9 protein-coding genes are annotated in these 9,075 nt (G+C 51.6%); 3 read left to right on the forward strand and 6 right to left on the reverse strand.

From position 1 onward, the window contains the following. Positions 1-72: 72 nt before the first annotated feature. The 6 genes from PBA01S_RS21910 to PBA01S_RS21935 all read right to left on the reverse strand — a co-directional run bounded on the left by PBA01S_RS21910 (position 73) and on the right by PBA01S_RS21935 (position 6,870). On the reverse strand, positions 73-1,023 hold the full coding sequence (locus PBA01S_RS21910; RefSeq protein ID WP_085279860.1) for an L-lactate dehydrogenase: 951 nt from the start codon (positions 1,021-1,023) through the stop codon (positions 73-75). A gap of 134 nt (positions 1,024-1,157) precedes the next feature. Further along, the gene (gene nikC, locus PBA01S_RS21915) at positions 1,158-2,057 is read right to left on the reverse strand and encodes a nickel transporter permease (protein WP_016311092.1); all 900 of its coding nucleotides are present in this window, start codon (positions 2,055-2,057) and stop codon (positions 1,158-1,160) included. A gap of 12 nt (positions 2,058-2,069) precedes the next feature. Beyond that, positions 2,070-3,074 carry an ABC transporter permease gene (locus tag PBA01S_RS21920; RefSeq protein ID WP_127576736.1) on the reverse strand — a complete coding sequence of 335 codons (1,005 nt, stop codon included), beginning with the start codon at positions 3,072-3,074 and terminating at the stop codon, positions 2,070-2,072. A gap of 39 nt (positions 3,075-3,113) precedes the next feature. Beyond that, positions 3,114-4,778, reverse strand: a complete 1,665-nt coding sequence (locus PBA01S_RS21925; protein ID WP_028539364.1) for an ABC transporter substrate-binding protein — start codon at positions 4,776-4,778, stop codon at positions 3,114-3,116. 104 nt (positions 4,779-4,882) lie between these two features. Next, on the reverse strand, positions 4,883-5,884 hold the full coding sequence (locus tag PBA01S_RS21930) for an ABC transporter ATP-binding protein (protein WP_028539363.1): 1,002 nt from the start codon (positions 5,882-5,884) through the stop codon (positions 4,883-4,885). Further along, entirely contained in the window at positions 5,881-6,870 is a 990-nt protein-coding gene (locus PBA01S_RS21935; protein WP_016311088.1) for an ABC transporter ATP-binding protein, read from the reverse strand. Before PBA01S_RS21935 ends, PBA01S_RS21930 begins: the two co-directional genes overlap by 4 nt. Positions 6,871-7,396: 526 nt before the next feature. Between PBA01S_RS21935 and PBA01S_RS21940 the strand changes: the two genes are divergently transcribed. The 3 genes from PBA01S_RS21940 (at position 7,397) to PBA01S_RS21950 (ending at position 8,986) form a co-directional block, all read left to right on the forward strand. Next, positions 7,397-7,978 carry a thioredoxin family protein gene (locus PBA01S_RS21940; protein ID WP_016311087.1) on the forward strand — a complete coding sequence of 194 codons (582 nt, stop codon included), beginning with the start codon at positions 7,397-7,399 and terminating at the stop codon, positions 7,976-7,978. A 4-nt stretch (positions 7,979-7,982) separates the two neighbouring features. Then, entirely contained in the window at positions 7,983-8,483 is a 501-nt protein-coding gene (locus PBA01S_RS21945; protein ID WP_127576737.1) for a glutathione peroxidase, read from the forward strand. A 122-nt stretch (positions 8,484-8,605) separates the two neighbouring features. Next, positions 8,606-8,986: a PilZ domain-containing protein gene (locus PBA01S_RS21950; protein ID WP_127576738.1), complete on the forward strand. Its 381-nt coding sequence runs from the start codon at positions 8,606-8,608 to the stop codon at positions 8,984-8,986. The last annotated feature ends 89 nt before the right edge of the window (positions 8,987-9,075 follow it).

Genomic DNA, 9,075 nt, shown 5'->3' on the forward strand with positions numbered 1-9,075 from the left:
AATAAAAAAAGCATCCGTTCCCCAATGAACGGATGCTCTGTTAAACCGCCAACCGACGGCAGCTTTACCTGACTAGAGTTGAAGACTCGCAATCGCCGCCTTCAAAATGCCGCAGGAATGCGCAAATTTCTGCTGTTCCTCCCAGGTCAAGTTCAGCTCCAGCAATTCCTCGATTCCGCCATCACCGATAATGGCAGGCACACCGCAGCAAACCCCGGTTTGGCCATATTCCCCTTCCAACACAGCGGAAACGGCGATGATTTTGTGTTCATCGTTTAGGATGGATCTCACGATATAAGCCAGCGCGTTTCCAATCCCAAACTGCGTATTGCCCTTGCGGGTAAAAATCTCCCATCCCGCATCTTTTGTTTTTTGCGCGATTTCATCCAGCTTGACGTGGCGGAACCGCTCCTTATGCTGCTCCAAAATATGCAGTAGCGGCTTCCCGCCGATCGTGACATGCGACCAGGCCACAAACTGCGAATCCCCGTGCTCTCCCATCGCATACCCGTTTACACTGCGTGGATCAACAGCAAAGACCTCCGACAGCAACGTTTTGAGCCGAGCCGAATCGATGGAAGTCCCGGTGCCAATCACCCGGTTCCGCGGGAACCCCGACACCTCGCGCACGATATATGTCACGATATCCACCGGATTCGCGGCGACGACAAACACGCCGTCAAATCCTCCATCTACGATGCGGCTGACGATATCCCGCGTAATCTTCTCCGCCTCGCCCAGCACATCCAATCGCGTTTGCCCCGGCTTCGGATTCGCCCCTGCCGTCAGCACAACCACATCCATATCGCGGCAGTCCTCCAGCCGGCCAGCATATACCTTCGTACGGGTTTGCGTAAAGTCCATGCAATGCGACAAATCGAGCGCATGTGCCACCGCACGATCATACGTCCGGTCGATCATCATAATCTCATCGCAGATCGATTGATTAATCATCGAATAAGCGCAAGCCGTACCGACCAGGCCGGAACCAACGATCGTCACCTTTCTCGCTTTTTTGGCCATTCTGCCGCCTCCCTCTCCTATCCATTCTCTTGATCCGATGCCTAAATTATAACCGCAAACCAGTTGACCCGTATATTAGGTACAACACACAAAAAAACTGCCGGAAAACCTCCCGGCAGTTCATAACGATAGATTTAACTTTTCATCCGCGGGTCAAGCGCATCACGCAAACCATCGCCCATCAGGTTGAAGGCAAGTACCGTCAGCATGATTGAAATCCCCGGGAAAACTACAGTCCACGGAGCGGTCGCGATAAATTGACGCGAATCAGACAGCATCTTGCCCCATTCCGGTGTAGGCGGCTGAGCCCCTAAACCGAGGAAGCCCAGCGCAGCCGCTTCGATAATCGCCGTAGCGATCCCCAGCGTGCCCTGCACAATGATTGGTGTCAAGCTGTTTGGCAGGATGTGCCGCAGCAAAATCGCGCTGTTTTTCATCCCAATTGCCCGTGCTGCAGTGATATACTCTTCATTCTTCAAGCTAAGCACCTTCGCCCGCACCAGCCGCCCATACGTCGGGATGTTGACGATGGCGATGGCAAGCAACGCGTTTTGCAGCGACGGACCAAGGATGGCCACGATCGCGATCGCCAGCAAAATGCTCGGGAACGCCAGCAAAATATCGAACAGGCGCGAAATCACCATATCGATCCATTTGCCATAGAACCCGGCCAGAATACCAAGGATCGTCCCCAGAATGATCGATCCCACCACGGAGAATGTCCCTACCCATAGGGAGATTCGAGCCCCGTACAATACGCGGGTGAACAGGTCACGCCCCAGATCGTCCGTCCCAAACCAATGGGACGAAGACGGTGGTTTCAAGCGGTCGCGCAGGACCTGCTTATCGAATTCATAAGGAGCAATCACCGGAGCTAGGATGGCGATCAGAATGAAAAACACAATCATGATCAGGCCGGCCATAGCGATTTTATTTTTGCGGAACGCTTTCCACGCATCGCGCCAAGGTCCGGAAACCTTCTCGGCCGGGACGGCGGTGCTGGTGTTTGTGCTTGCTGTAGTTGCCTCTGCCATGGTTTCCCTCCTTTAGCGGTAACGGATGCGTGGATCGACCGCTGCATACAGCAAATCCACGACCAGATTGATAATAACGAAAATAAATGCGATAACCAGAATGCCAGATTGAATGACCGGATAGTCACGTGAGCTGATCGCTTCGTAAATATATCGTCCCACACCAGGCCATGCGAAGATCGTTTCAGTCAAGACCGCACCGCCAAGCAGTGCGCCAGTTTGCAGACCGATGACCGTCAGCACGGGGATAAAGGCATTTTTCAAGGCGTGTTTATAGATGACGATAAATTGCGACAACCCTTTGGCCTTGGCCGTACGAACGAAATCGGAATTCATAACTTCCAGCATGCTCGAGCGCGTCATCCGGGCGATAACCGCCATCGGAATCGTCCCCAGCGCGATACTTGGCAAAATCAGATGTCTGCATACCGTCCACAACTGATCCCAGCGACCAGCGATAATGCTGTCGATCAGATACAGATTGGTGACGGCTTCAACCGGATCGCGCTGGTTCATCCGCCCGATGGAAGGCAGCCAATGCAATTTGAGCGAGAAGATCCACTGTTCCATCAGCCCGAGCCAGAAGATCGGCATCGATACCCCGATCAGCGCGATTAACATACAAATGTAATCGAACCAAGAGTTCTGCTTCCAGGCGCTGATGATGCCGGCATTCACGCCAAAGAAGATCGCAAAGGCCATCGCCGCCACGGTTAATTCCGCCGTTGCCGCCAAATAGGGAGTGATCTCCTGGGCAATCGGCACTCTCGTGCGGATCGATTGCCCCAGGTCACCTTTTAACAAATCCCCCATGTACGAGAAATACTGCTGATACCACGGATTGTTCAGGCCCAGTTGCTCGCGGAGCGCTTCCTTGGACTGCTCCGTGGCCTTCTGCCCTAGAATCGTTTCCGCAGGATCACCGGGAATCGCATGGATAATGGAAAATACGATAATCGTCATGCCGACTAGGACAGGAACCATGATGAGTATTCTTTTCAAAATATAAGCTTTCAAGATGAGGTTCACCTGCCAGAGGCGTTAAGATCCCGCCTGTTATTCGAAATAGATGTTGCTGTAGTATTCCGTACCTGTCGGCGCCGGAACGTATCCTTTCAGATTCGCTTTTGCAGCCAGCAGCGGCGTTGTATGCACGAGCGGAATCCACGGTGCGTCGGCTTTAATGATTTCTTGCGCTTGTTTGTAAAGTTCTTCACGTTTCGATTGATCCGTTTCGATTTGCGCCGCAACTAACAACTCATGCAGCTCGTCACTCGAATAGTACGTGTAGTTATTGGACGGAATCGCGTCTTTGTCCAACAGCGTGTACAGGAAGTTGTCTGGGTCCCCGTTGTCACCGGTCCAACCAAGCATGAACAGATCGTCTTTTTCACCGGCTTGCGCATCGTCGAGATAAACGGCCCATTCCGGAGATTCGATTTTCACTTTTACGCCAACTTCTTCAAAGTTTTGCTGAATAACTTCGGCGACCTTCTTGCCATCTGGCATGTAAGGACGGGATACCGGCATGGCATAGAAGACATATTCCCCTGGCAGACCGTTCGGATAACCAGCTTCAGCCAGCAACGCTTTCGCTTTCTCTGGATCATACTCATAATCAGCAATGCTATCGTTGTAGCCCCACAGGGACGGCGGCATTGGGTTCTTAGCCGGTTCAGCTTGGCCTGCGAAGAAGGCATCGATGATCGCTTGCTTATCAACGGCATAGTTCAGCGCTTGTCTTACTTTCACGTTGTTAAACGGTTCTTTCTTCAGGTTGAAGCCGACATAACCGACGTTGTTGGAAGGACGCTCGATTTTTTGCAGATCCGGGTTCGCTTCCAAGGTTGCCAGATCGTCTGGGCTCAAGTCTTCCATCAAATCGATTTCACCGCTTTGCAACGCGTTGAAACGTGCCGAGTTATCTGGAATGGAGCGAACGATCACTTTGTTCAGCTTCGGAAGCCCTTCTTTCCAGTAGTTCGGGTTCTTCTCTAACGTAATCGAGTCGTTGCGTTTCCACTCTTTGAATACGAATGGACCTGTACCTACCGGCTCGTTCTTGAAGTTTTCTTTCTTCTCCTTGATGGCCGTTGGGCTGGCGATCCCGAAGGAGGTCATGGCCAGGTTTTGCAAGAACGGCGCTTGCGGTTGGTTCAGTGTAAACTTAACCGTGTTCTCGTCGACCGCTTCTACTTCCTTGATAACGCGTTTGCCGTCTGGACCAAACATGGAATCATAGTAGTCAAAGGAGTCGCCTTCAAATTTGTATTCGCTGTTTGGATCAGACCAACGGGTGAAGTTGAATACAACCGCATCCGCATTAAAATCCGTACCATCATGGAACTTCACGCCTTGACGCAGCTTGAAGGTATAGGTCAAACCGTCGTCAGATACCGTCCAGCTCTCGGCCAACGAGCCTTGAACCTCGGTTGTTCCTTCTTTGTACTCCAGCAAGGAATCAAAGACTTGGTGGGCGATTTTCAAAGATTCACCGTCGGTTACGATGGCTGGGTCCAGAGAAGCGGAATCCCCGCCGCGGCCTACAACCAATGTATCTTGGGCCGAACCGGTCGGAGTGGTTGCTTCCGTATTCGCGCCCGTATTCGTTCCGCCGGAATTACTGCCACCGGCATTGTTGCTGCCTCCGCACCCCGCCAAGGCGATGGCGGCGCTCAGCATCGTAACAAGAACAACACTACTCCATCTCTTTGCTTTCATTTTGTGGCTCCCTTCTGAATCCCAATATATAATTTCTTGTTTATAAAAAAGCTGGGCATAGTACCCAGACTATAAACCTTTAGAGGTAGTTCAAAACGTCATCTTTATGCCAAGCTCGCGCTTCCTGTGTTCTTCACTTCGGTGTACAGATGGCAAGCCGTCAAATGGCCCGCATCCGTCTCAGCCAGCTCAGGGCGGTGCGTCCGGCAAACGTCCATTGCCATCGGACACCGCGTATGAAACGCGCAGCCGACCGGCGCATTAGCCGGGCTGGGCACTTCGCCTTGCAGAATAATCCGCTCGGTCTTCTTGTCCGGATCCGGCTGCGGAACTGCGGAAAGCAACGCCTGGGTATACGGATGCTGAGGTGACGAGTACAGCTTGTGTTTGTCGGCAATCTCAACGATCCGGCCGAGGTACATAACCGCTACCCGGTCGCAAATATGCTTCACGACACTTAAATCGTGGGCGATAAAGATGTACGTCAACCCGAACTCCTCTTGCAGATCCTGAAGCAGGTTCACCACCTGCGACTGGATCGACACATCCAGCGCGGAAACCGGCTCGTCGGCGACAATCAGCTTTGGCTGGAGCGCCAATGCACGGGCGATCCCGATCCGCTGCCGCTGACCGCCGGAAAATTGGTGCGGATACCGCTGCAGATGGCTTTGCGTCAGACCAACGACATCGATCAAGCGGTCGATCATCTGTTTACGTTCCTTGGCATTACCCACACCGTGAACGATCAGCGGTTCCTCCAGAATCCGCTGCACCGTGTGGCGCGGATCCAACGAGGAGAAAGGATCCTGGAACACAATTTGCATATCCTTGCGTTTCCGGCGCAGCGCCTCTGGCGACAAGGCCGTGATGTCCTCTCCTTCAAAAATCACCTTGCCTCCGGTTGGTTCAATCAACCGGAGCAGGGAACGGCCAGTGGTAGATTTACCACAGCCGCTTTCCCCGACGAGTCCAAACGTTTCTCCCCGGTGCACGGTAAATGAGATGTCATCGACCGCTTTAACGAATTGCTGGGACTTGCCAAACCATCCGCCCCCGAGAGGGTAGTATTTTTTTAGATGTTCAACTTGCAGTAAGGGTTCACTCATACAACTTCCTCCTGTGGCGTTTCGTGGAGCCAGCACCGGCAGCTATGCGCCGTTTCGTATTCTTTCAGCTCAGGCAGCTGCTCCGAACAAATCGGCATCGCATGGGAACAGCGTTCGGCAAAGCGACAGCCTTTCATCTGGGTGTTCAGGATCGGCACGTTGCCTGGAATGGAGAACAGACGCTTGCGGTCCTCGTCCATGCGCGGCACGGACTTGATCAACCCTTGGGTGTAGGGGTGCAGCGGATTTTTAAAAATATCCCGCACCGGCCCTTCCTCCACCACTTTGCCGGCGTACATCACAGCTACTCGGTGACACATCTCAGCAACAACCCCAAGATCATGCGTGATCATCATGACGGCCGTACCGTTCTCCTCATTCAAACGCCGAATCAAATCAAGGATTTGGGCCTGGATGGTCACGTCAAGCGCTGTAGTAGGTTCGTCGGCGATCAGCAACTCCGGATTACAGGAGATCGCCATCGCGATCATCACCCGTTGCCTCATCCCGCCGGAGAGCTGATGCGGATATTCATCGATGATGGCCTCCGGTCGAGGAATGCCGACTTTTTTCAGCATGTCGATGGTATGTTCCCGCGCTTGCTTTTTGTTGAGCCCCCGGTGCAGCCGAACCGTCTCTCCGATTTGCTGGCCGACAGTAAACAGCGGATTCAGCGACGTCATCGGTTCCTGAAATATCATGGAAATCGAGTTCCCGCGAATGGCTCTCATTTCCCGCTCTTTCATCGGAACGATGTCCTTCCCCTTAAACTCGATCGACCCTCCGGTAATTTTGCCAGGCGGCTGAGGGATCAGCTTTAAGATCGATAAGGAGGTAACGCTTTTGCCGCAGCCCGATTCGCCAACGACACCAAGCACCTCGCCGGGATTCACATACAGGTTCACGCCGTCCACCGCAGGGATTTCGCCTCGGTCCGTAAAAAAGTGGGTATGCAAATCCTTAATCTGCAAAATGGGTTGAATCATGTTTACAGCCTCTTTTCCCGTGAAAATGGAATCTCGCAATTCGACAATGTCCGCCAACAATAGACAAATGTACAATTCATCTGTCGCACTGTAATTTCCTAAAGCATTAAGGTGTAACTTAGCCCCTCTTTCTCTAAGTTACGACACTCGACCTTCGAAATGTCTCTACAACGCGGACGAATGTACATCTTCGCTTCCGCACAGCAATCAAGTAAAGCGGAAGCCTATGCAGAAGGATTCAATGAGCGATATACGGTAAATCACATTTCTCTTTGCCGTAATTTCGCTAAAAGTGACGATTTATCGAACTATGGTCAATTGAAGTGTTAAGTTAACTAACATAAAAAAATATTTGTTTGTTTGATAAGCTACTTTACATCATTTTCACAGAATAGACAATAGAAAATTTCAAGGTGTCATATCTATGACAGCTATTTGGCAGGTCATTCTTAAAATTTGAGATGATCGAAACATTTAAGGTAGAATGGAAGTAACCGTTATCAAAATAGGTGAGAGGTGATGGTAAATGAGTTTCACGTTATCTTTGGGAAGTGCGGCTCCAAACTTTAATCTGCCGGCTACAGATGGCCAGACCTACTCTTTAGAATCATTTGCTTCGGCCAAGGTGCTTGTCGTGTTTTTTACGTGCAATCACTGTCCTTATGTACTCGGCTCCGATGAAGTCACGCGGCAAACGGCGGAGAAGTATAAGGATCGGGGGGTCGTGTTCGTAGGAATTAACTCGAACAGCGAGAACACTCACCCGGAAGACTCCTTCGAGCACATGGTTAAACGGATGGAGCAGCATCGATTCCCTTGGGTGTATTTGCGAGACAAGGAACAGACGGCAGCGAAAGACTATGGGGCCCTGCGCACGCCGCATTTCTTCGTCTTTGATTCTGGCCGCAAGCTTGTCTATACGGGACGCGGCGTGGATAACCCACGTGACACGAGCAAAATGACGGTCAACGATCTGGATCGGGTGTTGGAGGAACTTACCGCTGGTTGCGAAATTTCAATTCCGTTAACCAATCCGATCGGCTGTAATGTGAAATGGGAAGGGCAGGATGCTCACTGGATGCCAGCGGACGCCTGCGATTTGGTGTAAGCTGATGAGCCGCCTATATGATTTTGAAGTCCGTACGATTACGGGGGAAACCACGACGCTCGCGCCATATCAGGGGCAGGTGTTGCTTATCGTTAATACCGCCAGTGCATGCGGGTTGACACCGCATTATGCGGGGCTCCAGCAACTGTACAGCAAGTACAAGGATCAAGGCTTCTCCGTGCTTGGGTTCCCATGCAATCAATTCGCCGAACAAGAGCCTGGAACGGAGGCGGAGATTAAAGCTTTCTGTGAAACGAATTATCAGGTCACCTTCCCGCTGTTCGCCAAAATCGACGTAAACGGTGAGAACGCCCACCCGTTATACCGTTATCTGCGGGAGCATACACCAGAACCTTACGATACAGGGAATATCGAATGGAACTTCGTGAAGTTCCTGGTTGGGCGAGACGGCGAGATCGTCAAGCGTTATTCGGCTCGCACCGAACCATCTGAGATTGAGCCGGACCTTCAAGCGCTGCTGTCAAGTACGGCAGCTGACCATTAATGTTAAGGCCTGACGCCTAGATCACCAAAACCGCTGGCAGCTTCATGCTGCGGCGGTTTTTTGCTGTGCCTCTTAGAATAAAAACGGTGTTGTGATCGACAATTTTCGCTATAATTCTATTTATGATAAACACTAGAAGAACTGAGCCTTTTCGTTACTCTCTGAATCCGCCGATCGCCGCATCGCTCGAAATTGTGTCGATTGACGGGCAGGCGCTGCCCCTGAAACCGGCGCAGATCGAGCTTATCGATATCAGCAAATCCGGTTGCCGGGTCCGCACCGAATTGAATCTGCACGCATCCTCCCACGTGATACATGTCCTATTGCATGTTCGCTTAAGCGATGAGAATCGCACTTTCTCCGGCGAAATCCGCTGGCAAAGAGAGCTGGAGCCCCCCAATCACCATTATGGGTTACATCTGGAGCTTAACGACGAGGAAAAGGAGGCTTTGAACGTCGAATTGAGGGGGATGGCTGCATCCCGAAGAATCATCGTAAAATAAATCGAACGCCCCACCGGTATTTTATGGCGGGGCCGTGTCAACTCATATAAAAATGTTACCGAAGGATAATGGTTCACTCACGTAATTTT

The sequence above is a fragment of the Paenibacillus barengoltzii NBRC 101215 genome (assembly GCF_004000745.1).
GTDB lineage: Bacteria > Bacillota > Bacilli > Paenibacillales > Paenibacillaceae > Fontibacillus > Fontibacillus barengoltzii.